The organism is Amycolatopsis sp. FBCC-B4732, assembly GCF_023008405.1.
Classification (GTDB): domain Bacteria; phylum Actinomycetota; class Actinomycetes; order Mycobacteriales; family Pseudonocardiaceae; genus Amycolatopsis; species Amycolatopsis pretoriensis_A.
The window spans coordinates 4,709,104-4,733,821 of the sequence record NZ_CP095376.1; the positions used below are offsets into that span (position 1 = coordinate 4,709,104).

A 24,718-nucleotide genomic window follows, 5' to 3' on the forward strand; every position below is an offset into this window, starting at 1 on the left:
GGGTCACAGTACGCCGGAACCGGTATGACTGGTACCGTCGGGAACCGATCAAACCGGTTCCGCCATCCTGGGGGCACGCATGACCGAGACCAAGCAGCAGGCGCCGCCCGGCTGGCTGGTGCTGCTGCTGGCCGTCTCCTGTGGACTGACGGTCGCGAACCTCTACTACGCCCAGCCGCTGCTCGCGGAGCTGCGCGGGACGTTCGGGGTCGGCGAAGCCGCGGCCGGCGGGGTCGTCACCGCCACCCAGATCGGCTACGCGGCCGGGATGCTGCTGCTCGTCCCGCTCGGGGACCGGCTGGAGAACCGCGGCCTCGTCGCGACGCTGCTCGCCGTCGCCTGCGGCGGCCTGGTCGTCACCGGCGTCGCGCCCGGGTTCGCCGTGCTGCTGCTCGCTTCCCTGCTCGTCGGCGCGACGTCGGTCGTCGTGCAGATCCTCATCCCGTTCGCCGCCGACCTCTCCCCCGACGACATCCGCGGCCGGATCGTCGGGCGGGTCGTGAGCGGGCTGCTGTTCGGCATCCTGCTCTCGCGCGTGGTCGCCAGCTTCCTGGCCGAGGTGACGAGCTGGCGGGTCGTGTTCCTGATCTCGGCGGCGGCGATGGCCGCGCTCGCCGTCGTGCTGCGGTTCACCCTGCCGCGGCGGGCGCCGAAGACCGACGTCCCCTACGGCCAGCTGATCCGCTCGACACTGGCCATGTGGCGCAAGCACCCCGCGCTGCGCCACCGCGCGCTGTACCAGTCGGCGATGTTCGGCGCCTTCAGCGCGTTCTGGACGACGATCGCCTTCGTGCTGACCGCGCCGCCGTTCGGCTACAGCCAGCTCGGCGTCGGCCTGTTCGCGCTGGCCGGGGCGGCCGGCGCCGCGGTGGCGCCGCTGGCCGGGCGGTGGGCGGACCACGGCCACGGCCGCCGGCTCACCGCGGGCGCCTTCGTGCTGTGCGCGGCCGCCTTCGCGCTCGCCGGGTTCGGCGCGCACAACGTCGTCATGCTGGCGATCGCCGCGATCGCCGTCGACATGGCCGTCCAGGCGACGCTGGTGACCGGCCAGCACGTGATCTACCAGCTCGACCCGTCGGCCCGCGCCCGCGTCAACAGCATCTACCTCGGTACGTTCTTCATCGGCGGCGCGATCGGCTCCCAGGCCGGCTCGATCGCGTTCCACCTCGGCGGCTGGACGGCGGTCGTCGTCTTCGCCGGCGTGCTCCCCCTGCTCGGCCTGGCCGGGATGGCCCGCACCCGCGTCTAGAACGTGTCCTGCGGATCTTGTTCATGATCGTGTGCAGACAATGGGTTGTGGTTGGGCGTGGTGGGCTGACAGACAAGGCGTGGGCGCGGATCGAGGCTTTGCTACCTGCAGAGACGGGGCGGCGAGGTGGGCGGCGGAGTCGCCGGCAGGTGATCAACGCGATTCTGTGGAATGAGCGGACCGGTGCACCATGGCGTGACCTGCCTGAGCGGTACGGGCCGGGGAAGACCGCGCACGAGCGTCTTCGATCCAGTCCGCACAGCCCCTTTTTCCGGGCGCCGGCCGCATCCTCGCCATCGACGGGTATGCCTCGGACGTTCCCGCGGAGGACTGACGACCAAACTTCACCTGGCCGTTGACGCCGCGGGGCTGCCCTTGGCGGTGATCCTCACCCCCAGTCAGGCCGGCGACAACCCGCAGCTGCCGCCGCCGCTGGACGAGATCCGGGATCTCGACGTGAACCGGCAGCAGGTGCGGGGTCGGGGCGGGTTCTGGCCGACAAGGCCTACACCCACCCGAGCACACGCCAGGCTCTGCGGTCGCGCAGGATCAAGGCCACCATTCCCGAACGCACGGACCAGATCGCCCGTCGCAAGGCAAAGGAGACGGCTTTCGACTCCAGCCTCCACAAGCTGCGCAAGTGCCAAACGAGCGGCCTATCACCGCGCAGAGATCGTCCTCGCCCGCATCGTGCTCCATCTCCGATGAAGATCCCCAGGACACGACCTAGGCGAAGACCTCCCGCCGCGCGGCCGCCCATTGCGCGTACGTCGTCCCGGGGCGGCCGAGCAGGTCCTCGACGACGCCGGTCGGGACCTGCGGGTGCCGCAGCGTCTCCTCGAAGCCGTCGAGCAGCCAGTCGACGGCTGCTTCCGGGACGCCGTAGCCGATCCACTGCGCGCGCTGCTCGTCGCGGGTCAGCTCGTGGAAGCGAATTTCCTTGCCCAGCACCGATCCCAGCGTCGAGACCTGTTCACGCAGGCTGATCGCCTCCGGCCCGCTGAGGACGTGCGTCGCGCCGATGTGTCGGTCCGAAGTGCACACCCGGGCGGCCACCGCCGCGATGTCGGCCAGGTCGATCGGCGTCTGCGTGGCGTCGCCGAACGCCATCCGGACCTCGCCCGCGCGGACCATGTCGGCCCAGTCGAGCGTGTTGTTCATGAACGCCCCCGGCCGCAGGAAGGTCCAGGCGAACCCGGCTTCCCGGACAGCCGCCTCGACGGCGCCGTACTCGTTGCCACTGGACCCCTCGTGGCCGTCCCCGACACTGCTGCCCGACAGCGCGACCACCCGCTCGACACCGGCGTCGGCCGCCAGTTCGCAGAACCGCCGCACGGTCCGCGCCATCGGTGCCAGGTAGACCGCCGAGACCCCCTTGAGCGCGACCGGCAGTGTCGAAGGCTTGGCCAGCGAACCCACCACCACCTCGGCTTCCGCCGGCAGCTTCGCGCGACCGGGGTCGACGGTCAGCGCCCGCACCGGCATCCCCGTGGCCAGCAGCTCGTCGACCACCAGGCGTCCCACGCTGCCGGTCGCGCCCGTCACCAGGATCGTCATCGCACCCTCCTCATTCCCGTATGCCGTACGACATCGTACGGCATACGGGAAACGGAGGGGTCAGGCGCAGCTGGCCGCGTCCACCGCGAGCAGCGGGTCGGTCGCCGGCCGGGCGGTGATCGGCGTCGACTCCTGGACGCTCAACGCGCCGTCACGCAGGGTGTAGACCGTGCGCGTGCCCGAGTAGGTGAACCGGTCGGCCGGGCGGCTGACGTCGTCGTTTTCACTGGCGACGACCGCGAACGCGCGGCCGCCCTCGAACGGCGTGCACCGGTAGCCGAGGTGCGCGGCGACGCCGCCGCCTTCGGCGAGCGAGAACGGCTGGTCGTCCGGGCCGACGACCGGGCTGAGGTTGCGGCCGTCGAAGTGCAGCGCGGAGAAGAACGTGGTGTTGGCGCCGACCGACTGGGTCACGATCAGCTCGGCGCGGCCGTCGCCGTTGAGGTCGGCCACCCGCGGGGCCTCGAGGCCGGCCTGGCTGTCCGCCGGCAGGTGGATCGAGGTGTAGGTGCCGTTCACCGTGGCCGAGATGACCTGGTCGTCCCCCACCAGCTGTGCGGTCACCGTCTCGAGTTCGCCGTCGCCGTTCAGGTCGGCGACCGTGGTGACCGGGTCGGCGGCGGGCGCGGCCAGCGCCGGCACGACGGCGGCCAGGCCCAGCGCGGCGGCGACGCCGGTGACCGTGGCGGTGCGGACGATTCCGATGCGGTTCATGAGATCTCCCTCCACCTTCCGGTGATCTTTTCACCGGAAGTGCTCTCACGAAGAAAGACGGCCACGAGTGGGTCAAGTGCACCCGGAGTGTGATGTGCCACACGAACGCAACCGCCCCACCGCGGAATGCCGGCCGGCCGGATTTAGTCATAAATCTTGACTATCTGGAACGAGCGAGGAGCCGACGATGTCCGTCATCGAAATGACCACCTTCACGGTGGCTCCGGAGAACACCCAGGCGATGCTGGACGCGCGCCCGGGCATGGTGGCGGCGTTCCGGGCCGACCGCCGCGGGTTCCTGTCCGCGCGCCTGGTCCGCGTCGACGAGACCACGTGGCTGGACTTCGTGGAGTGGACCGACGACACCGCGTGGGACGAGTCGAAGACCAAGGGCGCGAACCTGCCCGCGATCGCCGCCTTCTTCGGCACCATCGGCGGGCTGGTCGGCGCCGAGCGCGGGGTGCGCTACGACGACGCCGAGGACGGTCCGCGCCGCGTGCGCACCGTCGCCTACGGACCCGGGCCGTCGCAGGTCGGCGAGCTGTACCTGCCCGAAGGCGAGGGCCCCTTCCCGGTCGTGACCGTGTTCCACGGCGGCTTCTGGACCGCGCTCTGGGACCGCCGCCAGACCACCGGCGTCGCCGACGACCTGGTCGCCCGCGGGTACGCGGTGTGGAACGTCGAGTACCGGCGGCTCGGCGAGCCCGGCGGCGGCTGGCCCGGCACGTTCCTCGACGTCGCCGCCGCGGTCGACGCCCTCGACGGCATGGACCCGGCCCTCGACACCGGCCGCGTCGTGCTGCTCGGGCACTCGGCGGGCGGGCACCTGGCCGCGTGGGCCGCGCACCGCGGCGTGCTCCCGCCGGACGCGCCGGGCGCCGGCCCGAAGATCACGCCGGTCGGCGTGGTGACGCTGGCCGGCGCGCTCGACCTCGAAGCGGCCGCCGCGGCCGGTACCGGCGCCGTCCTCACCGACCCCGGTGCCGAGCCGCCGCAGGGCGCGCCCGAGCCGGCGCGTCCCGACCTGTGGCCCGCCCTCGCCGAGACCGTCGGCGACGGCGTCGTGCCCCTCCTGCTCGGCGGGCACCACCCCGAGCGCTACCGCTGGACGTCGCCGCTCGAACTGGCCGACGCGGGCGTCCCGGTCCTGGCCGTGCACGGCGGCTCGGACGAAGTGGTCCCCGCCGAGTGGAGCCGCCGCTACGCGGAGAAGAGCGGCGAGGCCCGCTACCTCGAGGTCGACGGCGGTGGCCACTTCGACGTGCTGCAGCCGGGAAACCCGGCCTGGCCGGCCGTCGTCGAGTGGATCGGGGTCAGGACCGGCCGCGCTGGTGCTCGGTGATGTCGGCGAGCACCCGCTTGAACTCCTGGTAGGCCCGCGGGCCGACGCGGTCGGCGTGCCGCTGCTGGATGGCGGCCATGATCGCGTCGGCCGCGCGCATCTGGGCGAGCCCGCGCCCGGTCGGGCAGATCAGCTTCGCGCGCCGGTCGCGCGGGTCGGGCCGCCGTTCGACGTAACCGAGGGCTTCCAGTTCGTCGATGAGCGTCCCGATGATCTGCTTGTGCTGCCCGGACGACCGGGACAGCTCGGTGGCCCGGACGCCGCCGTCGTCCAGGTACGCGAGCACGGCGCCGTGCCGGGGCTTCAGGTCGTCGAAGCCCTGGGCGGCGAGCGTGGCGAAGAGCTCGCGCTGGACGGCGAACAGGAGCCGGCCGGACAGGACGCCCAGATCGGGGTCCGTCGCGTTGCGCTCCGCCCGGGTCACCACGTCTTCACCTTAACGACCCGGCTCTCGTGCGGAACAGACCAACAGCACGGCCACCTTGTTGGTTGAACTTTGCCCGATTCGCCGCTAAGCTCCCCTCCGCACTGGGAGCGCTCCCACATGGATCAGCACCACTCATCGCCGAGAATGGAGGCCCATCCATGCGCAAGTGCAGCAGCTCCAGGTCCGTCACCCGACGGCGGAGCGTCCTCGCGCTGATCATCGCCACGCTCGCCGGACTCTTCATCGGGGTCCCGGCCGCGTCGGCGCACGGCACCATCGTCAGCCCCGCCACCCGCGCGTACCAGTGCTGGACGGACTGGGGCAGCCAGCACACGAACCCGGCCATGCAGCAGCAGGACCCCATGTGCTGGCAGGCCTTCCAGGCCAACGCCGACACCATGTGGAACTGGATGAGCGCGCTGCGGGACGGGCTCGGCGGCAACTTCCAGGGCCTGACCCCCGACGGGCAGCTCTGCAGCAACGCCCTGTCCCGCAACAACTCCCTCAACACCCCGGGCGCGTGGAAGGCGACCAGCCTCGGCAGCAGCTTCGCCATGCACCTGTACGACCAGGCCAGCCACGGCGCCGACTACTTCCGGGTCTACGTCAGCAAGAACGGGTTCGACCCCACCACGCAGCGCCTCGGCTGGGGCAACCTCGACTTCGTCACCCAGACCGGGAAGTACGCCCCGGCCAAGGACATCACGTTCACCGTCCAGACGTCCGGCGCCTACCGTGGCCGGCACGTGGTGTTCACGATCTGGCAGGCCTCGCACCTGGACCAGACGTACATGTGGTGCAGTGACGTGAACTTCGGCTAGCGGAGCGCGGCGAGGTAGGCCGAAACCGCCTCGCCGTCCCCCGCGTCGGAGATCAGGCCGACGTAGCCGTCGGGGCGGATCAGCACGAGCGTGCTGCCGGTCGCCCCGTAGGCGGCGGCGAGGTGACCGGCGGTGTCGGCGAGTTCGCCGGCACCGGCCGGTCGCGCCACCACGCGGTAGGTCGTCAGGTCCGGCGGAAGCTCCGCGGTCCCGAAGTCCAGCACCGTGAAGCGGCCGCCGCGGGTCAGGTCGAACAGCCGGCGATCACCGTCCACTGTCGACAGACCGGTCGCGTCCGGGGCCCGGTCGCCGGCGCGGAGCGCGGCCGTCTCGTCGCGGTCGTCGCGCGCCAGGACCGAGCCGCGGTAGTTCACGCCCAGCTGCATCGTCTTGGCGTCCCGGCGGATCGGGATGCCCTTCTGCTCGACCGCCAGCTTGAGACGCGCGTCGGACAGCGCGAGCACGTCCGCGGCGACCGGTCGTCGCTCGGCTTCGTAGCTGTCGAGCAGCACCGGCGAGGCGCCCGCCGCGAACTTCCAGCCGAGGTTGTGCGCGTCCTGGATGCCGGTGTTCATCCCCTGCCCGCCGGCCGGCGAGTGGATGTGCGCGGCGTCGCCGGCGAGGAACACGCGTCCTTCGCGGTAGCGGGCGGCGAGCCGGACGTTGGCCCGCCACAACGAAACCCACTCCGGCTCGCCCAGGCGGAGGTCGGTGCGGCCGCTCCGCCGGTCGAGGATCTCCTGCAGGTTCGCCAGACCGAGCCCGGGATCCTGCCCGGGCGCGATGCTCGCCTGGTACTGGAAAAGATCCGTCGAAGGCAGCGGGCAGAGGTTGACGAGCCCTTCGGGGTGGCGCCACATGTGCCAGGCGTCGCGGTCGAGGCCTTCGACACCGACGTCGGCGACGATCATCCGCACCTCGTCTCGGGTCTCGCCCTCGAACGGGATCCCGGCCCGCTTGCGGACGACGCTGTGGCCGCCGTCGCACCCCACCAGCCACCGCGCGGTGACCGTTTCCGGCCGGCCGTCCTTGACGAGCACCGCCGTCACGCCGTCACCGGCCTGCTCGAAGCCGTCGAGCGCGGTGCCGAACTCGACGACTCCGCCGAGTTCCGCCAGCCGTAGCCGCAGTGCTTCCTCGACCCGCCATTCGGGCGTGATCAGGCTCGCCGGGTAAGGGATGTCGGGCCGCTCCCCCGCCGGTTCGGCGCCGCTCGTCGTCACCCCGCCATCGGGGGCGGTCGACCGGATCGGCATCGCGAGCCGGCCGTGGGCGAGCACGCGGCCGACGACGCCGAGGTCGTCGAACACCTCGAGGGTGCGCGGCTGGACGCCTTTGCCGCGCGAGCCGGGGCGCGGACCGGGAGCGGCCTCGACCAGGCGGAACGGGACGCCGCCGCGAGCGAGTTCGCAGGCCAGCGTGAGCCCGGTCGGGCCCGCGCCGGCGATCAGCACTTCGGTCGGCATCTTCCTACCCCCAAGAAAGTTTTTCCTTTCTTGTCAGCGTAGCCCTATCGTGAGCGCGTGGCCACCGAACCCGTCCGCCGTCGCCGGCACGGCAAGCAGCTCGAAGCCGAGCTCCTCGCGGCGGCCTGGGACGAGCTGATCGAGACCGGGTACGCGCGCCTGACGATGGAGTCGATCGCCGTCCGCGCGCGCACCAGCGAGGCCGTGCTCTACCGCCGCTGGGCCCACAAGGACGAGGTCGTCATGGCCGCGCTCGAGCACTACCGGGCCACCCACCGGGTGGCGATCCCCGACACCGGCACCCTGCGCGGCGACCTGCTCGCCGAGCTGGCGGCGGTGAGCGAAACCCGCGCCACGTTCTTCGCCATCGCCGCGGCCACCGCGTACTCGGGCCTGCTGGCCGGCACCGGCCTGACCCCGGCGCAGGTCCGCACGCGGGTGCTGGGCGAGGCGGCACGCCCAGGCGAGCGGGCCCTGTACCGGCGCGCCCACGACCGCGGCGAGCTCGACCTGGAGCGCGTGTCCGTCACGCTGCTCGAGATGCCGTTCGACCTGGTGCGCCACGACCTGCTGATGGAACTGAAGACGCCGTCGCCCGCCCGCATCCGGGCGATCGTCGACGACCTGTTCTTGCCGTTGCTGGAGCGGCGCTAGAGGGTGAACCCGAACCGGGCGACGACCGGGCCCCAGCGCTGGTAGGTGGCGAGGTCGTCGAGCGTGCCCGGTCGGCGGCCCGCTTCGAGGCCGCGGTGCAGGCGCCCCCATTCCGCGAAATCATGCGGCGACCCGCTGGGCTCGGTGTCGTTCACCAGCTGCGCGAGGAAGCCGGCCCAGCTGTCGCCGTCGGCGTCCTGGAGGGCGAGGAGCAGCGGGTTCGCCAGCGTCGGGCGCCCGGCGACCGCCGCGAGCAGGGTGAGCACGGCCTGGAACTCGCCCGGCCGCCCGTCGCCGCCGAGGAAGCGCGAGCGCGACCCGACGTGCCTGGTGGCGCGGATCAGGCGGTAGGTGTTCATCAGCCGCTTCGCCGCCCGCGGGCTGGTGACCAGCGCGCCCAGCCGTTGGGCGAACTCCACCTCGGGCCCGGTGAGCTCGATCCGCTCCCCCGGCTCGGCGGCGGCCGCGGACCCGGGCTCGACGTCCAGCTCGGCCCGGGCCGGCGTGCGCTCTTCACCGGTGGTCACGACCGGCCGGCCGGCGTCGATCGTGTCCCGCGGGTCCGCGGCCACGACCGGCAGGGCGAGGTCCGCGACGCTGCCGATCAGCCGCGCGTAGGCCTCGGGTTCCATTTCCGGGAGGGTGAAGGGGATCTGGAAGATCTTCTCCAGGTACTCGACCGGCATGCCGCGCAGGTAGGCGTCGGTGCGGGGATCGCCGCCGACGGCGAGGTCGCGGTACTGGTGCCACAGGCTGCTGCTCAGCCAGCGCGGGTCCACGCCGACGACGACCACGAACAGCTCCAGCGCGAGCAGCAGGTGCACCGCTTCCAGCACTTCGAGGACCTTGGCCGGCGGGCAGCGGTCGAGGTCGTCGATGTAGAGCACGACCCGGGAGACGGGTTTGACGCCGGCCTCGACGCTCCGGCCGTGGTTGCGCAGCAGGGCGTCGAGGAACCGGAAGTCGCGGTGCAGCGTGCCGACGACGCCCTGGTGCTTCTGGTACCCGGAGGCGCGATCGTTGAGGAACTCGTACAGCTTCCGCCCGACGCTGAGCGCCTCGGCGGCAGCCCGGGCGGTCGCGATCTTCTCGTCGAGCGCGGTGATCGCCTGCGTGGTCTCGGCGATCGCGCGTTCGGCGTCGGCGAGTTCGAGGTCCAGGACGCGCTCCTCACGGCTTCGCTTGCTCCGCAAGGTTTCCCGCGCCTCGTTGGTGATCCGGATCGCGTCCTGGACGTGCCCGAGCGCGGTGTTGACCCGCTTCGCGGCCGGCCGGAGCTGCTGGGTGACCACGACGATCGAGGCGGCGGTAGCGCCCAGGGAGTAGAGCCACTCCACTCCCCCACGCCCGGCGAGCGCGATGGTGAGCACGGCCAGCACGGCGATCCCCGCGGCGAGCGTCCCGAACAGGGATTTGTACTTGATGCCACGCCAGAGGGCCGGCAGGTAGCCGGCGGTGGTGCGGAGGTCCTTGCCGAGCCCGGTGAGTTCGTCGACGGCGGGTTCGAAGCCGAGCTCTTTCGAAATGTCCTTCAGTTTGCCTTGTACTTCGGTGTTTTTCGCGAGTTCTTTGGCGACTTCGGTGAGCCGGACCTTCTGGATCTCCGCCTTGCGCTTCTTCGTGGCTTCGGTCCGCCGGTCCTCGAGCTGCTTCCGCTCGCCCTCCAGTTGCGTGCATTCGGCGTCCAATGTGGACTTGGCGTCGCGGTAGGTCTCGAGCTCGGACAGCAGCGCCTCACGTTCGGCGCGGTACGCGTCGCCGTGGCTGCGGTGCCACTCCTCCCGCTCGCGGGGGTCGACCGGTTCCGGGTCGGCCAGGCGCTCGAAGATCTCGATCGCGAGGCTCGCCCAGAGGCTGGTGTCCGCGTAGTGCCAGGCGTTGAAGCGGATCTGGGTGATGGAAAAGCCGTCTTCACCGGGGACGCGTCCGGCGATCCGTTCACGCATCTTCTCCATGAAGAAGCTCTTGCCGGTGCCCCACTTGCCGAAGAGGCCGATGGAGAGGGGCGGGGTGACGTCGGGATCGGTGATGACTTCGCAGACGGCGTTGACGTACCCCTGGACGTCCAGCTGGTCGGCGCCGCCGGTGCCGTCGTTGCGGTAGCCGTGCGCGAAGCGGATGCCGTTCAGGACGGGCCAGAGGGGCGAGCCGGGCGGGGCGACGGCCTCGTCGATCTCCGTGAGCAGCGCGCTCCAGGCGCCTTCGCTCTTGAGCGAGTCCAAGAGGTTGGGGGCTTCGAGACCGAGGCCGAGCAGGAACAGCCGCCCGTCGAGCACCTCGTGGCGGGTCTTCGCGACGACGTCGGCGTCGAACCAGCGCGTGACCAGCTCGTACCACTCGGCCCAGTCGCGCTGCCGGCGCGGACTCCGGCTGACGACCGACCCCAGCCGGCCGGCGGCGTATTCCGGGTGCCGCCGTCCGATCGCCCGGACGATCTCCACGGTGGTCAGCCCGGTCGCGGGAAGGCTGTCGGCCACCGCCTGCATGCTGTGCGACAACGGTACCGGACGGCGGGCGCGCGGCCCGGTGAGCCGCGAAAGGCCGGTCAAAGCCGCATCGACGTCGGCGCCCATTTGCCTCAGCCGTTCCGGCAAGGCGCCGCTTCTGTCGTCACGGACCGACCGCATGATCGCGACGGCGATGTCGGCCAGGTCGACGACCTGCTGGTCGCGGGGCAGCGACCGCAGGTGGGCGGCGAGGGCGCGGGCGAACCACTCGTGCACCGCTCCTTCTTCGCCGGCCGAGCTGAACGTGACTCTCTCGAGCGAGAGGATCGAGCCGAGCCGATCGGGTTCCACGCCGCTTTTGAGCAACGCGCGCCTGATGTCCTCGTCCATCATCATGAGCGCCAGGAGCGCGGTGGACCTGGTGACGCCGGTGGTGTCGCTCGCGCCCTGCTCGCGGCGGTACCGCTGCGCGGCCGAGACCATCGAAGCGAACTCGGCGATCCGGGGGCCCGGCGTGCGGCCCTCCTCCTCGATGATTCGCCTGACGGTGGGCGGGGTGTCGTTCACCACCGGTGAGTCGCCCTCAGCCGGTCGATTGTTTCAGCGCCCGGTCGATCGCCGGCATGTTCTCCTCCGCCCACGTGCGCAACGCGGCCAGCGGGACCTCCAGGGAGAGGCCCAGCTCGGTGAGGCGGTAGTGCACCTTGGGCGGGACCGTCGGTTCCACCCGGCGGGCGACCAGGCCGTCGTGGGTGAGGCTTTGCAGAGTGGTCGAGAGCATCTTCTGCGAGACGCCCGGCATGCGGCGTTGCAGCTCCGCGAACCGCACCTCGGCCGGGGCCGCTTCGGCCAGGACCTTGACCGCCATCGACGTCCACTTCGTGCCGATGCGGTCGAGGAGCTTGCGGGTCGGGCAGGCGGGGTCGAAGAGGTCGCCGCGCGTGCCTCGGGGTGAGGGGGTCACCTGGAGCTCACCACCTGTCGGGGAAGTGCCTTCTTGGCTCGGCCGGGCTGGTTACTTACGCTCAGCCGGTAACCAATAGTAACCCCTTTGAGGAGGTCACGTGCGCGAGCAGCGGGTCAGGGCGAACGGCATCGAGGTGAACGTGGCCGTCGCCGGGCAGGGACCGGCTTTCCTGCTGCTGCACGGCTTCCCGCACACCTGGCGGTTGTGGACGGAGGTCGTCCCGCACCTGGCCCGGCACCACCGCGTCATCGCGCCGGACCTGCGCGGCCTCGGCGCGACCACCCGCACCGACGGCGGCTACGACGCCGGAACCCTCGCCTGCGACGCCGAGGCGCTCCTCGACGCGCTGGGCGAACCCGCGGCGACGGTCGCGGGCATCGACGCGGGTGCGCCACCCGCGTTCCTGCTCGCGATGCGACGGCCGGAGCGGGTGCGGCGGCTCGTGCTGATGGAGTCGCTGCTCGGGCGGCTGCCCGGCGCCGAGGACTTCCTGGCCGGCGGGCCGCCGTGGTGGTTCGGGTTCCACGCCGTCCCCGGACTCGGGGAGACGGTGCTCGCCGGGCACGAGGCCGAGTACGTCGACTGGTTCCTCGCCGCGGGGACGCACGGGCGTGGGGTGCCGCCCGCGGTCCGTGACCACTTCACCGCGGCCTACACCGGGCGTGAGGCGCTGCGAAGCGCTTTCAGCCACTACCGGGCGATGCCGGAGAGCGCGCGGCAGATCGCGGAGGCCGCCGCGGCCGGCCGCCTCACGGTGCCCACTACGGCGATCGGCGCGCACCCGGTGGGTGCTGCGCTCGCACGCCAGCTGCGGCCGGTGGCCGACGACCTCACGGAGCACCTGCTCGAGGACTGCGGCCACATCATCCCGCTGGACCGGCCCGACGCCCTGGTGCCGTTGCTGCTCGCCGGCTGACCGGAGCTGACCGGCCAACGCCGAACGAGCGCTACGCCCGAGGCCGACTCGAACAACCGGCGCGGATGCACCACGCCTGACTGGCCCCTGCCGGTTCCACAAGTGCCGCGGAACCGGTGCGCCGCAGGCGCTGACGGCCCTCCGGCGGCGAGATTCGCAGCTGGGCGTCGGCCGCCGCGACGCCGGCGTGGGACAACCCCGCGGGCGATGCTTCCCGAGCAGATCCCAGCGTGCGAGGGGTCCCAGCAGCCACCGGCAGACGACGACCATGCCGAGCGCGCAGAAGAAGTGCACGATCCACGCCCCGAGCAGCCGAGCTGTGGCCGACCGCCGGCCGATCACGGCTCGCCGGCCGAGCAGCTGCTGGTGAGTGGGGACCCGGGCGGGCGCCCGGGTCCCCGAAGCGTCAGCCCAAGCCCTGCTGTCCCAGCCAGTCCTTCGCCACGTCCGCTGCCTTCTCACCTTCCGAGTCCACTCGCTTGTTCAGCTCCCGCATCCCCTCCGTCGTCAGCTTCGCGCTCACCGCGTTCACCGCCGTCGCGAAGTCGGCTCCTCGTTCGTCCAAGACCTTCTTGGTCACCGCCGGGACCACGTTCTCGGTCGGCACGATGTTCAGGTCGTCCTTCAGCGCCACGTACTTCGGGTCACCGGCCAGGGGGCTCACCGAGTCGACCGGGATCACCGTCACCGCGCCGGAATCGAGCTGCTGGGCGCGCGGTCCGAGCTCCTGGACCGTCTGGAACGTCGCGTTCGTCAGCTTGTACACGTCCGTGAAGCCCTTGAAGCACGTCGCGCGCTTCTCGCACTCCGGACCTCCGGCCAGGACGACCTTGTCCAGCTTCTTCAGGTCGCCGATGGTCGCCAGGCCCTTCGACCGGGCCAGGTCCGCCTTCACGATGTAGGTGTTCTTGTCTTCGGCCGCGGCGTAGTCCAGCAGCGAGACGCCGCTGGGCTCGAGCAGCTTCGCCAGCTGCTCGTGCTCGCCCTTCGCGTCCTTCACCGGCTCCTTGCCGAAGCCGGCCGCGATCGCGGAACCCTGGTACTCCGGGATGAACTGCAGCTCGCCCGACTTCAGGGACGGGTAGATCAGCTCCCGCGAGCCCAGGTTCAGCTTCTTCGTCACCGGGTAACCCTTGGCCTCCAGCGCCTGCGCGTAGATCTCGGCCAGGATCTGGCTGTCGGTGAAGTTGAAGGACGCGACGACGATCGGCGCCCCGCCCTTGCCCGCCGCGGCGGGTTTGTCGTCCCCGCCGCCGCACGCTGTCAGGCCCAGAGCGGCCACCGCCACCAGCGCGGCCACTCGGATGTTCCGGGTCCAGCCCACGTCCCACACTCCTGTCGTCAAGATCGGACGGTCTCCGACCCTAACCAGCACCACCGACAGAAACCACATGCCGGGAGTCACCCGGCCAGGTGCTCACGCAGCGTCGAGCCCTCGTATTCGGTCCGGTACCGGCCCTTGGCCTGCAGGATCGGCACGACGTGGTCGACGAACGCGGTCAGCTCGTACGGCAGCGTCGATCCCATGATGGTGAACCCGTCGACGGCGCCGGCGTCCTGCCAGGTGAGCACGTGATCGGCGAGCTGCTCCGGCGTGCCGACGAAGTGGACCTGCCCCGCTCCCCCGGTGATCCGGGCCGCGATCTCGCGCAGCGGGGCCTCCGGCCGCTCCCGCGCGGCCGCCGCGAGCTGCTGCAGCCGGGACGAGCCGCCTTCCGCTCGCAGCTCGGCGGGCAGCGGGGCGTCCGGGTCGAACGCGTCCGGGTCGAGACCCGCCGTGTACAACGCGTTCTGCCAGCGGAACTCCGGGCTGGCCAGCTCTTCGAGCCGCTCCGCGCGGGCCTTCGCCTCGGCCTCGGTGCCGCCCAGCGTCACCATCAGCGCGGGCAGCACGCGCACGCCGGCAGGGTCCCGGCCCGCCGCGACGACCTGGGCGTCCAGCTCCGCGCGGAACTTCACCGCCGCCTCCAGCGACGGCGGCCCGGAGAACACCAGCTCCGCGTACCGGGCCGCGAGCCCGATCCCGGCGGCCGACTGTCCCGCCTGGACGAGCACCGGCCACCCCTGCGGCGGCCGCGGGAACGGCAGGACGCCCTCGACGTCGTGGAACCGGCCGTGGAACCGCGGCGCGTGCAGCTTCGCGCGGTCCGCCCAGACGCCGTTCTCCCGGTCGCCGACGATCGCGTCGCCGTCCCAGCTGTCCCACACCCGGGTGACGACGTCGACGAACTCGTGCGCGCGCTCGTACCGGTCGGCGTGGTCGGGGTGGGCCTTCTCGCCGAAGTTCGCCGCCGCCAGCGAAGTGATGGTGGTGACGATGTTCCAGCCCGCGCGCCCGCCGCTGAGGTGGTCCAGCGTCGCGAACCTCCGCGCGAGCTCCCACGGCTTGTTGTAGGTCGTCGACCCGGTGCCGATCAGGCCGATCTTCTCGGTGACCGCGGCCAGCGCGGAGAGCACGGCGATCGGGTCGAACTGCGTCTGCGGCAGGTGGGTGGCGCGGTATTCGGCGATGGCGATGTTGTCGGCGAGGAAGATCGAGTCCATCAGGCCGCGCTCGGCGGTCCGCGCGATGCCGGCGTAGTACGGCAGCCCGAGCACGCCGCGGACGTCGTCGTCCACCACCCGCCACGCGGACTCGTGGTAGCCGTTCGGCCAGATGAAAGCGTTGAAGTGCAGGGACTTCACAGCGAGGCTCCTTCGACGGTCCGTGCCGCGTCGGCGGCGGTGCGCCCGTGGACGGCCGGGCGGCCGCCGTAGGGATCGTGCTCCGTCCACAGTGTCGTCGGTGCCGCGGCGCGGACCACGGGCACGACCTCGGCGGCGAAGCGTTCGAGCATCGCGAGCTGCTGCTCGTGCGGGATCATCGTCGGCAGGCTGAAGGACTGCAGGTCGTGCCCGAAGGCCTCGTGCCACCACAGGATCTTCTCGGTGATCTGCCGCGGGCTGCCGACCAGGACCGGGCCGCGCGCGATCGCGTCGTCGATCGTCGGGAACTCCATCGCGTTGCCCGGTGTGTGGTTCCCGGGCTGGTTGAAGTACTCGACGATCCGCTCGTAGGTCGGGCCGAACGCCTCCCGCGCCTCCTGCGTGGTGTCGGCCAGGTACAGGAACCCCGCCCCCGCCCCGACGTAGGCGAAACGCGGGTCGTGGCCGTGCTCGGCGTAGTGCTTCCGGTAGTGCTCGATCAGCACGGTGTAGTTGTCCCGCGGCTGGATCGCGTTGGCCGAGAAGAGCGGGTCGCCCCACCGCGCCGCCAGCTCGGCCGAGGTCGACGTCGTGGCCGAACCGTGCCAGACCCGCGGCGCGCCGGCGAACGGGCGCGGCAGGCTGGTGACCCCGTCGAGCGGACCGCGGAAGCGGCCCGTCCAGGTGACGTCCTCCTCGCGCCAGAGCCGCCGCAGCAGCGCGTACTTCTCCGCGAGCGCGTCCCACTGGTCGCCGTTCCCGATGCCGAACATCGGCAGCTGGCGCAGCTCGTTGCCCTTGCCGATCACCAGTTCCAGCCGCCCGCGGGACAGCTGGTCGACGGTGGCGTAGTCCTCGGCGACCCGCAGCGGGTCGTGCACCGGCAGCACCGAGACGCCGGTCTGGATCCGGACGCGGCTCGTCGTCGCCGCGATCGCACCCAGCAGCACGGTGACGCCGCTGCTCAGGAAGTGCCCGGCGTGGCGCTCGCCGAGCGCGACGGCGTCGAACCCGAACTCCTCGGCGTAGCGCGCTGACGTGAGCGCCTGCGCGAAGCGCTCGTCGGTGCGGATCCGGCGGCCGGTCACCGGGTTCGTCAGGTGGGGCAGGATGTCCAGGACCTGGAATCTCATCGCGTTCCTCGCTCGCGCCGGGGGTACGCGGTCATCGTGCAGAAACCGCTCCGGCCGGCGGCGGGCGTTCCACCCCTCGGACGGCTCAGGCGCGCCGGAGCCCGTTGACCAGGAGCCGCACTAGGTGACGCGGGTCGTAGGCGGCGCCCGCGCCGGCGCACAGGCTGCCGACGCCGCGCATCAGCTCGTACGGGTCCTGGCCGGGGGCGATCTCGCCGGCTTCCGCGGCCGCCTCCAGCAGCTGCGTGCACACCGGGCCGAGGCGCTCGAGGAAGTAGGCGTGCAGCGGGTCGTAGCACGGGTCGTCGGACTGCAGCACCGACGCGAGCCCCTGCTTGGTGATCACGAAGTCGACGAACCGGTCGATCCACGCCACCAGCGCCCGGTGCGGGCCTCCTCCGGCCGCGAGCAGCGCCGGGCCGGCTTCGGCCAGCGACTCGACCTGCAGCCGGTAGACCGCGAGGATCAGGTCCGCGCGGGTCGGGTAGTGGCGGTAGATGGTCGCCGTGCCCACCCCGGCCCGTGCGGCGATCTCCCGGATGGGCGCCTCGACGCCGGTGGTCACGAACACCGCGGCCGCGGCCTCCAGGACGTTCTCGGCGTTGCGCCGCGCGTCGGCACGCTTCACGTCCGCAGGCTACCGGCCCGCTCCCCGACGTCCAGCAGCAGCGCGGCGAGCCCCGCCGGCTCGGTGATCATGCAGTCGTGGCCGGTGGCCAGCTCCCGCACGTCGGCGGGCTCGCCGTTCGGCTGCACGGCGGGCACCGGGCGCCGGTCGAACCCCGCGGGCTTGACGGTGCAGTGGATGTGGGTGCGCGGGATCGCGGCGAGGGCCGGGTTGTCCATGGCCACCGGCTCTTCGAGGCAGCGCAGCGACTGGTCGGACAGCATGGTCCGCACCCAGGCCACGTCCCCGGGATCGGTCACGCCGAACAGCCCGAAGGGCGCGGGCAGCTCGGGCAGCGGCGGGACGCGCCAGCCGTTCCCGAGCATGGTGCGCGTGACCGGCATGACGTCGAGCGCGTTCTCGCCGTCGGTGGGCACCATCGCGTCGAGGTAGACCAGCCGCGCGATGCGCTCGGGCACCTGGTTGGCGACCGCGGAGATCACCAGGCCCGCGTAGCTGTGCCCGACCAGGACGACGTCGTGCAGGTCGGCCTCGACCAGCAGCCGCACGACGTCGGCGGTGTGCGTGCCGAGCCCGACGTCCGGGCCGAGCAGGTGGGTGGTCTCGCCGTAGCCCGTCAGCGTCGGGGTGAAGACCCGGCTGCCGCTCGCGGCCAGCCGGGGTACGACTCGCGCCCAGGCCTGGCCGGTGTGCCAAGCGCCGTGGACCAGCACGTACGTCGTCGTCATGAACGGTCACCCTTCAAGTGGGACGTTGTCCCGGTTAACATACGGGACACTGTCCCACTTAGTCGAGCGGGACCGAAATCTGGGCATCCCACCAGACTTCGCGCCCGGTGCTGGGCCCGGCGCGGCCGCGGGCGGTTCACTGGACTCCCCGCGTGAGCGGGCGGAGAAGGGGGAACCGGGCGCAATGCGGATGGCTGAACTCAGCGCGGAGACGGGTGTTCCGGTCGCGACCGTCAAGTACTACCTGCGCGAGGGCCTGCTGCCCGCCGGCCGCCGGGTCGGGCCGAACCAGGCGCAGTACTCCCCCGAGCACGTCAAGCGGCTGCGGCTGGTCTGCGCGCTGCGCGAGATCGGCGGGCTGTCGCTGGCCGAGGTGGCCGACGTGCTCGGGGCGCTCGACGCCGGCCGTGCGGCGCGGGTCGTGCTCGGGGTCGCGCAGGACGGGCGGGTCACCGTGAGGCCGGTTTCCGCGCCGGCGCGGGCGTGGGCGCTCGGGCGGGTCGGCGAGCTGCTCGGCGAGCCCGCGGACGACACCGATCCCGCCGTGGCGAACCTGGTCACCGTACTGGCCGTCTGCCACGGTCTCGGGCACGACGCCGTCTCCGGCAGGCTCGCCGACTACCTCGCGCTCGCCCGCGAGGTCGCCGCCGTCGACGCGGCCCTGATCGACGACGTCGGGCCGGCGCGGCGCCCGGCCGAGACCGCGCTCATCGCGACCCTGCTCGGTGAGCGGCTGTTCGCCGGGCTGCGGCACTTCGCGCTCGTCGACGCATTGGGCGCGGCACCGGCCGAAGCCTGACGCCGGGACCCGCGGGCCCCGGCGCCGGCCCGCTCAGCGCTTCCGGTTCAGCGGGGCGCGGCCCGCGTACTCCGCCGCCGCGCCCAGGTCCTCCTCGATCCGCAGCAGCTGGTTGTACTTCGCCGTGCGGTCGGCCCGCGACAGCGACCCCGTCTTGATCTGGCCGCAGTCCACGGCAACCGAAAGGTCGGCGATCGTCGTGTCCTCGGTCTCCCCCGAGCGGTGCGACAGCACGACGCCGTAGCCGGCGCGCGAAGCCACCTCGACCGCGTCGAGCGTCTCGGTCAGCGTGCCGATCTGGTTGACCTTGACCAGGATCGCGTTGGCCACGCCCTGCTCGATCCCCTCCGACAGCAGCGTCACGTTGGTGCAGAAGACGTCGTCGCCGACGAGCTGGATCTCCTCGCCCAGCGCGCGGGTCACCAGCTGCCAGCCGGCGACGTCGTCCTCCGCCATGGCGTCCTCGATGGACGCGATCGGGTACCGGGCGACCAGGTCGCGCAGGTAGCCGGCGTGCTCGGACGCCGAGCGCTTCACGCCTTCGCCGCGGTAGTGGTAGATCCCGTCCTCGTGGAACTCCGACGCGGCCAGGTCCAGCATCAGCGCCACGTCGTCGCCGGGCACGTACCCGGCCCGCTCGATCGCACGCACGACGTAGTCCAGCGCCTGCTCGGCGGTGTCGAGCTGCGGCGCGAACCCGCCCTCGTCGCCGACGTTCGTGCTGTGCCCCGCGTCGCGCAGGATCCCGCGCAGCGTGTGGAAGACCTCGGCGCCGACCCGGACCGCTTCGGCGAAGCTCGACGCGCCGACCGGCGCGATCATGAACTCCTGGAAGTCGATCCCGTTGTCGGCGTGCGCGCCGCCGTTGACGATGTTCATCATCGGCGTCGGCAGCCGGTAGGTGCCCTCCCCGCCCAGGTGCCGGTACAGCGGCAGCACGTGCGCCTGCGCGGCCGCCTTCGCCACCGCCAGCGACACCCCGAGGATCGCGTTCGCGCCCAGCCGCGCCTTGTTCGGCGTGCCGTCCAGCTCGCACAGCACCCGGTCCACCTCGACCTGCGACCGCGAATCGAGACCCACGACCGCGGCGGCGATCTCGCCGTTCACCGCGTCGACGGCCTTGCGGACCCCCTTGCCGAGGAACCGGCTCGGATCACCGTCCCGCAGCTCCACGGCCTCGCGCGTGCCCGTCGACGCACCCGACGGCACCGCCGCGCGCCCGAACGACCCGTCGGCCAGCTCGACGTCGACCTCGACCGTCGGGTTGCCGCGGCTGTCCAGGATCTCCCGGCCGGTGACTTGGACGATGGCAGTCATTTTTCTCCTCAGCGGCACGACGGGGTCGCACCTCGGGTTCAGGGGGAAGGCCGGCGGGACGAACACGGCACGGGCGGGACGACGTCGTCACCTGCCACCGGCCGGACCGGTACCACCGTTCTACCGGGCCGCCACTGGGGAAAACCCCAGCATCGCGCCGCTAGCGTTCCGGCCGAACCCATCCGAGTCCGAAGTGGAGCCCGCATGCCCATCGCCACCCCCGACGTCTACCGCGAGATGCTGGACCGGGCGAAGGCGAACGAGTTCGCCTACCCCGCCATCAACGTGACCTCGTCCGAGACCGTGAACGCCGCCATCCGCGGGTTCGCCGAGGCGGAGAGCGACGGCATCATCCAGTTCTCCACCGGCGGCGCCGAATTCGCCTCCGGCCAGAAGGTCAAGGACATGGTCGTCGGCGCCACCGCGCTGGCCGAGTTCGCGCAGGTCGTGGCCGCGCGCTACGACGTCAACGTCGCGCTGCACACCGACCACTGCCCCAAGGACAAGCTCGACGGCTTCGTCCGCCCGCTCATCGACATCTCCGCCGAGCGGGTCAAGAACGGCCAGAACCCGCTGTTCCAGTCCCACATGTGGGACGGCTCCGCCATCGACCTCGACGAAAACCTCGAGATCGCCGCGGAACTGCTCGCCAAGACCGCCGCCGCGAAGATCATCCTCGAGGTCGAGATCGGCGTCGTCGGCGGCGAAGAAGACGGCGTCGAAGCCGAGATCAACGAAAAGCTCTACACCGCCGAAGGCGACTTCCTCAAGACCATCGACGCCCTCGGCTCCGGCGACCGCGGCCGCTACCTGCTGGCGGCGACGTTCGGCAACGTCCACGGCGTCTACAAGCCGGGCAACGTCAAGCTCCGCCCCGACGTGCTCAAGGGCGGCCAGGAAGCAGCAGCGAAGAAGCTCGGCCTCGACGCGGGGTCGAAGCCGTTCGAGCTGGTCTTCCACGGCGGCTCGGGCTCACTGCCGGAGGAGATCCGCGAGGCGGTGTCCTACGGCGTGGTGAAGATGAACGTCGACACCGACACCCAGTACGCGTTCACCCGCCCGATCGTGGACCACTTCTTCAAGAACTACGACGGCGTCCTGAAGATCGACGGCGAGGTCGGCAACAAGAAGGTCTACGACCCGCGCTCGTACCTGAAGGCCGCCGAGACCGGCATGGCGGCGCGGATCGTCGAAGCCTGTGAAGCGCTCGGCTCGGCCGGCACCCGGCTGAAGTAACCGATTTTCACGCTTCCCGGAGGATCCGGGTGATTTCCCCCGGATCCTCCGACGCGCGCAGGACGTCCAGGTGCGTCGGGTGGACGAGCAGCGCGGTGATCCGGCAGAGGATTTCGACGTGCTCGGCGGCCGACGCGGCGATCGCGATGCACAGCGAAACCCGTTCGCCGTCCCACGGCACGGGAGTGGTGAACCGGGTGAACGCCAGCCCCGGGTTCACCAGCAGGTAGTCGTGGACGTGCAAACCGTGCGGAACGGCCATCCCGTGCCCGAGGTAGGTCGACGCACGGCGTTCCCGCGCGTGCAGCGAGTCCCGGTATCCCGTGTGGACGGAGCCGGAGGTTTCGAGCGTTTTCCCGATGTGCGCCAAGGCTTCCCAGCGAGTGGCGGCCCGGACCCCGAGTTCCACCGAGCGCACGGACAGGGACAGCACTTTTTCGTTCGTCACTGAGGGTTCTTTCTGGGGATGCGGAGAAAAGACGGCCGGGTCACGTCGTCGTGCGCGCTCACCGTACGCCACGCGAACGCGATCCGGCGAAAACCCGGTCGCGCGTCACACCATTCGAAAAATTACGCGAAAATACTTCGAATCCGTTATCGGACGTTCCTGTCAAGCATTTCCGCGGAAGTCCGGGGAAAACCGGGTCCGCGCGGCCGCTGCCAGGCGCGCAGGAGCCCGGTGCCGCGCGCGTCGGGCCGATGGGCCAGGCTGGGAACGCCCGCCGGGCTCCCGGCCGGGCCTGCGCGCGCGGACGGGAGAAACGTGGCTGTTCGGAGTGGGGTGCGGGGATCGGCCCGGCCGGAGCTGGCGGGCCGGGACTGGGAACTGCGGGTGCTCACCGACCGCGCTCGCGCCGCCGCCCTCGGCGAAGGGCAGGCGGTGCTGCTGCGCGGGCCCGCCGGGATCGGCAAGACCGGCCTGCTGGCCGTCGCGCTCGACGAACTGGACCGGACCGCCGCCACCGTGCTCACCGTGACCTGCGCCGACACCGGCGGCGGGGCCTACGAAGCGGTCCGGACGCTGTTCGGTCCACTGTGGCCGCGCGGGGACGCCGGCGAGGCCGGCCTGCTCAGCGGCAGCGCCCGGCTCGCGCTGCCCGCGCTCGCGCCCGACCGCGTCGACGGCTCCGCCGACACCTACTCCGTCATGCACGGCCTCTCCTGGCTGGTGGCCGGCCTGGCCGCCCGCGGCCCGGTCGTCCTCGCGGTCGACGACGTCCAGTGGTGCGACGAGACCTCCTTGCGGTGGCTGAGCTTCCTGCTGCGCCGGGCCGAGGACCTGCCGGTGCTGGTGCTGATGGCCCAGCGCACCGGGCCGGGCGAACCGGGCCCGGCGGTGCTCGCCGAGATCGGCACGGCCGTGAACTGCCTCGCCGTCGACCTCGCGCCGCTGGCCGAGGACGCGGTCGCCCGCGTGCTGGCGGCCGGGTTCGGGGTGCCGCCGGACCGGGAGTTCGTCCGCCACGCCGTCGACATCACCGGCGGCAACCCGTTCCTGCTCGACCGCGTGGTCGGCGCGCTGCGCGACCGCGTGCCCCCGGACGCCGGGCACGTCGGAGTGCTCGACGAGCTCGGCCGGGAGGCGGTGGTCCGGCCGCTGCTGGACCGGCTGTCGCCGGACGCGCTGGCCGTCGCGCGCGCGATCGCGGTGCTCGGCGGCGAAGAGCTGGAGACGATCGCCGCGCTCGCCGGCACCCGGCCCGGGCCCGCCGGTCACGCCGTGCGCGCGCTGCGCGAGGGCGAGCTGCTCGAACCCGACCGGCTGGACTACGCCCACGACCTGATCCGCACGGCCGCGCTGAACACCGCGTCGCCCGCCGACCTGGCCCGGCTGCGCGAACGCGCGGCCACGCTGCTCAACGACAGCGGCCGCTCCAGCGAGGAGGTCGCGGTCCACCTGCTGGTGCTCGACGGGCCGCCGCAGCCGTGGATGGTCGCCGTGCTGCGGGAAGCGGCCGCGGCGGCGGAAAGCCGGGGCGCCCCGGCGGCGGCCGCGCGGTACCTGACGCAGGTGCTGCGGGCCCACGAGGACGACGTCACCGTGCTCGTGCACCTGTCCCGGGTGCTCGGGCAGACCGACCCGGCGGCGTCGCTGAAGCACCTCGAACGCGCGTTGCGGCTGGTGGCCGATCCGCGGCGGCGGGTGCCGATCGTCATGCAGTACGTCATGGTGTCGCTCGGCGCCCAGAACTCCCGGCGGTCCTACGCGCTGGCGACCGAGGTGGCCGACGCGCTGGACGCCGTGGCCGGTCCCGACCCCTCCCCCGCCGACCGGGCGCTGCGCATGGTCGGCCAGTCGGCGCTGCTGCTGTCCGGATTGGACGAGAAGGCCACCGTCGCCCAGGTCGGCGCCCGGTTCCGCGACGTCGTCCCGCCGCCGGGCGACACCGCCGAGGAACGCGAACTGCTGGGCATGCTCTCGTCGCTGGGCACGCTGCAAGGCCGCCCCGCCGCGGAAGTCACCGCCCAGGCCGCGCAGGTGCTGCGCATCGGCGACGTCGCCCCGGGCGGCTGGGCCGTGCTCGGCGCCGTGCTCACCCTCTACCTCGCCGACCGGCCCGAGCCGGCGCTGGCGGCGCTCGGCGGCGTGCTCGACCACGCGCAGCGCCGCGGCCAGGGCTGGACCTACATCCTGGGCGCGACCACGCGGGCGCTCGTCCACCAGTTCTGCGGCAACCTCACCGACGCGCTGGCGGACGCGCAGTACGCGTTCGACGTCATCACGCAGGAGCGCTGGGCGCCCGGGACCGCGATGCCGCAGGCCGTGCTGGGCTCGCTGCTCGTACGCCACGGCGACCCGGCCGGCGCGGAGCGGGCGCTGGCCGCGATCGAGCGGCCCCGGCTCGAGCACTTCACGCTCGAGTACCACTGGTACCTGGTCGCGAAGGCCCGCGCCCGGGCCGCCGTGGGCGACGTCGAAGGCGCGCTCGCCGTGTTGCGGACGTGCGGGGAAAGCATGGCGGGCAACGGGATCGGCAACCCGGTGCTGGCGCCGTGGTGGTACGAATCGGCGGAGCTGCTGGCCGGGCTCGGCCGCCGGGCCGAGGGCGAGGCGATGCTCGACGACGTCGAGCCCGCGGTCCGCCGCTGGGGCACGAACCGGGCGCTGGGCATGCTCGCGACGTCGCGCGGGGTGCTCGCCGACGGCGACGCGGCGATCGAGCGGCTGCGCGACGCGGCGGAGCTCCTGGCGGCTTCGCCCGCGAAGGTCGAGCAGGCGAAGGCCGAGTACCTGCTCGGCAGGCGGCTGCTGGCGCGCGGCGACGCCGAGGGCGCGCGGGACCGGTTGCGCCGGTCGATCGACCTTTCCGTGCGCAGCCGCGACAAGCAGCAGCTCGGCCTTTCGCTGCCGGCGCTGGCCGAGGCGGGCGGCCGGATGCGCCACGGCACGGATTCGCCGTCCGACGCACTGACCGGCAGCGAGCGGCGGGTGGCCCAGCGGGCCGCGGAGGGCGCGACCAACCGGGAGATCGCGGAGTCGCTGTTCATCACCCAGCGGACGGTGGAGGTGCACCTGACGAGCGTCTACCGGAAGCTCGGCATCGGCGGCCGCGCCGAACTGGCGGCAGCGTTGCGCGACCACTGAGTCACGCAAGGTCGCGGGTTGCCCGGCCGTCCCCGCGAATTCTGGC

At 72.2% G+C, this 24,718-nt stretch carries 22 protein-coding genes; 9 read left to right on the forward strand and 13 right to left on the reverse strand.

Annotated features, from left to right (window positions below; all coding sequences use genetic code 11):
- Nucleotides 1-79: 79 nt before the first annotated feature.
- Nucleotides 80-1,249, forward strand: coding sequence for an MFS transporter (locus tag MUY14_RS20660; RefSeq protein WP_247024747.1), 1,170 nt, complete (start codon nucleotides 80-82; stop codon nucleotides 1,247-1,249).
- A 23-nt stretch (nucleotides 1,250-1,272) separates the two neighbouring features.
- Nucleotides 1,273-1,608, forward strand: coding sequence for a transposase (locus MUY14_RS47335; protein ID WP_396126860.1), 336 nt, complete (start codon nucleotides 1,273-1,275; stop codon nucleotides 1,606-1,608).
- 367 nt (nucleotides 1,609-1,975) lie between these two features.
- Here the strand turns inward: MUY14_RS47335 and MUY14_RS20665 are convergent, their stop codons facing one another.
- Nucleotides 1,976-2,806: an NAD(P)H-binding protein gene (locus MUY14_RS20665; protein WP_247024749.1), complete on the reverse strand. Its 831-nt coding sequence runs from the start codon at nucleotides 2,804-2,806 to the stop codon at nucleotides 1,976-1,978.
- Between the two features lie 60 nt (nucleotides 2,807-2,866).
- Nucleotides 2,867-3,520 (reverse strand): VCBS repeat-containing protein, encoded by a 654-nt coding sequence (locus tag MUY14_RS20670; protein WP_247024751.1) that lies wholly within the window; start codon nucleotides 3,518-3,520, stop codon nucleotides 2,867-2,869.
- 187 nt (nucleotides 3,521-3,707) lie between these two features.
- On the opposite strand from MUY14_RS20670, the gene MUY14_RS20675 reads away from it, so the two are divergent.
- Nucleotides 3,708-4,862, forward strand: a complete 1,155-nt coding sequence (locus MUY14_RS20675; protein ID WP_247024753.1) for an alpha/beta fold hydrolase — start codon at nucleotides 3,708-3,710, stop codon at nucleotides 4,860-4,862.
- On the opposite strand, the gene MUY14_RS20680 is transcribed toward MUY14_RS20675, so the two are convergent.
- On the reverse strand, nucleotides 4,834-5,289 hold the full coding sequence (locus MUY14_RS20680; RefSeq protein WP_247024755.1) for a MarR family winged helix-turn-helix transcriptional regulator: 456 nt from the start codon (nucleotides 5,287-5,289) through the stop codon (nucleotides 4,834-4,836). The two genes, MUY14_RS20675 and MUY14_RS20680, sit on opposite strands and share 29 nt — an antisense overlap.
- Before the next feature lie 158 nt (nucleotides 5,290-5,447).
- On the opposite strand from MUY14_RS20680, the gene MUY14_RS20685 reads away from it, so the two are divergent.
- A complete protein-coding gene (locus MUY14_RS20685) occupies nucleotides 5,448-6,110 on the forward strand; it encodes a lytic polysaccharide monooxygenase (RefSeq protein ID WP_247024757.1) in 663 nt (220 codons plus the stop codon).
- On the opposite strand, the gene MUY14_RS20690 is transcribed toward MUY14_RS20685, so the two are convergent.
- On the reverse strand, nucleotides 6,107-7,576 hold the full coding sequence (locus MUY14_RS20690; protein ID WP_247024759.1) for an FAD-dependent oxidoreductase: 1,470 nt from the start codon (nucleotides 7,574-7,576) through the stop codon (nucleotides 6,107-6,109). The genes MUY14_RS20685 and MUY14_RS20690 overlap by 4 nt on opposite strands.
- Nucleotides 7,577-7,633: 57 nt before the next feature.
- On the opposite strand from MUY14_RS20690, the gene MUY14_RS20695 reads away from it, so the two are divergent.
- Nucleotides 7,634-8,230 carry a TetR/AcrR family transcriptional regulator gene (locus MUY14_RS20695; protein ID WP_247024761.1) on the forward strand — a complete coding sequence of 199 codons (597 nt, stop codon included), beginning with the start codon at nucleotides 7,634-7,636 and terminating at the stop codon, nucleotides 8,228-8,230.
- On the opposite strand, the gene MUY14_RS20700 is transcribed toward MUY14_RS20695, so the two are convergent.
- Nucleotides 8,227-11,244 carry a P-loop NTPase fold protein gene (locus MUY14_RS20700; RefSeq protein WP_247024763.1) on the reverse strand — a complete coding sequence of 1,006 codons (3,018 nt, stop codon included), beginning with the start codon at nucleotides 11,242-11,244 and terminating at the stop codon, nucleotides 8,227-8,229. The genes MUY14_RS20695 and MUY14_RS20700 overlap by 4 nt on opposite strands.
- Before the next feature lie 16 nt (nucleotides 11,245-11,260).
- Nucleotides 11,261-11,641, reverse strand: a complete 381-nt coding sequence (locus tag MUY14_RS20705) for a helix-turn-helix domain-containing protein (RefSeq protein ID WP_247024765.1) — start codon at nucleotides 11,639-11,641, stop codon at nucleotides 11,261-11,263.
- Between the two features lie 100 nt (nucleotides 11,642-11,741).
- Here MUY14_RS20705 and MUY14_RS20710 point away from each other — a divergent pair, with 100 nt between their 5' ends.
- Nucleotides 11,742-12,560, forward strand: coding sequence for an alpha/beta fold hydrolase (locus MUY14_RS20710; RefSeq protein ID WP_247024767.1), 819 nt, complete (start codon nucleotides 11,742-11,744; stop codon nucleotides 12,558-12,560).
- Nucleotides 12,561-12,966: 406 nt separating this feature from the next.
- Here the strand turns inward: MUY14_RS20710 and MUY14_RS20715 are convergent, their stop codons facing one another.
- From MUY14_RS20715 to MUY14_RS20735, 5 genes are all read right to left on the reverse strand, one after another.
- The gene (locus MUY14_RS20715; RefSeq protein ID WP_396126861.1) at nucleotides 12,967-13,884 is read right to left on the reverse strand and encodes an ABC transporter substrate-binding protein; all 918 of its coding nucleotides are present in this window, start codon (nucleotides 13,882-13,884) and stop codon (nucleotides 12,967-12,969) included.
- A gap of 77 nt (nucleotides 13,885-13,961) precedes the next feature.
- Nucleotides 13,962-15,245 carry an NtaA/DmoA family FMN-dependent monooxygenase gene (locus MUY14_RS20720; RefSeq protein WP_247024769.1) on the reverse strand — a complete coding sequence of 428 codons (1,284 nt, stop codon included), beginning with the start codon at nucleotides 15,243-15,245 and terminating at the stop codon, nucleotides 13,962-13,964.
- On the reverse strand, nucleotides 15,242-16,378 hold the full coding sequence (locus tag MUY14_RS20725) for an LLM class flavin-dependent oxidoreductase (RefSeq protein ID WP_247024771.1): 1,137 nt from the start codon (nucleotides 16,376-16,378) through the stop codon (nucleotides 15,242-15,244). Before MUY14_RS20725 ends, MUY14_RS20720 begins: the two co-directional genes overlap by 4 nt.
- A gap of 85 nt (nucleotides 16,379-16,463) precedes the next feature.
- The gene (locus MUY14_RS20730) at nucleotides 16,464-17,006 is read right to left on the reverse strand and encodes a TetR/AcrR family transcriptional regulator (RefSeq protein WP_247024773.1); all 543 of its coding nucleotides are present in this window, start codon (nucleotides 17,004-17,006) and stop codon (nucleotides 16,464-16,466) included.
- Complete coding sequence (locus MUY14_RS20735; RefSeq protein ID WP_247024774.1) at nucleotides 17,003-17,734, reverse strand: alpha/beta hydrolase; 732 nt, start codon at nucleotides 17,732-17,734, stop codon at nucleotides 17,003-17,005. The genes MUY14_RS20730 and MUY14_RS20735 overlap by 4 nt, the downstream gene beginning before the upstream one ends.
- Before the next feature lie 190 nt (nucleotides 17,735-17,924).
- On the opposite strand from MUY14_RS20735, the gene MUY14_RS20740 reads away from it, so the two are divergent.
- Nucleotides 17,925-18,533 (forward strand): MerR family transcriptional regulator, encoded by a 609-nt coding sequence (locus MUY14_RS20740; RefSeq protein WP_247024776.1) that lies wholly within the window; start codon nucleotides 17,925-17,927, stop codon nucleotides 18,531-18,533.
- Between the two features lie 33 nt (nucleotides 18,534-18,566).
- Here MUY14_RS20740 and eno read toward each other — a convergent pair whose 3' ends face one another.
- Complete coding sequence (gene eno / locus MUY14_RS20745) at nucleotides 18,567-19,850, reverse strand: phosphopyruvate hydratase (RefSeq protein ID WP_247024778.1); 1,284 nt, start codon at nucleotides 19,848-19,850, stop codon at nucleotides 18,567-18,569.
- 204 nt (nucleotides 19,851-20,054) lie between these two features.
- On the opposite strand from eno, the gene fbaA reads away from it, so the two are divergent.
- A complete protein-coding gene (fbaA, locus tag MUY14_RS20750) occupies nucleotides 20,055-21,086 on the forward strand; it encodes a class II fructose-bisphosphate aldolase (protein ID WP_247024780.1) in 1,032 nt (343 codons plus the stop codon).
- Between the two features lie 7 nt (nucleotides 21,087-21,093).
- Here the strand turns inward: fbaA and MUY14_RS20755 are convergent, their stop codons facing one another.
- Nucleotides 21,094-21,534, reverse strand: a complete 441-nt coding sequence (locus MUY14_RS20755; protein WP_247024781.1) for a PTS sugar transporter subunit IIA — start codon at nucleotides 21,532-21,534, stop codon at nucleotides 21,094-21,096.
- A 315-nt stretch (nucleotides 21,535-21,849) separates the two neighbouring features.
- On the opposite strand from MUY14_RS20755, the gene MUY14_RS20760 reads away from it, so the two are divergent.
- The gene (locus MUY14_RS20760) at nucleotides 21,850-24,672 is read left to right on the forward strand and encodes an AAA family ATPase (RefSeq protein WP_247024783.1); all 2,823 of its coding nucleotides are present in this window, start codon (nucleotides 21,850-21,852) and stop codon (nucleotides 24,670-24,672) included.
- The last annotated feature ends 46 nt before the right edge of the window (nucleotides 24,673-24,718 follow it).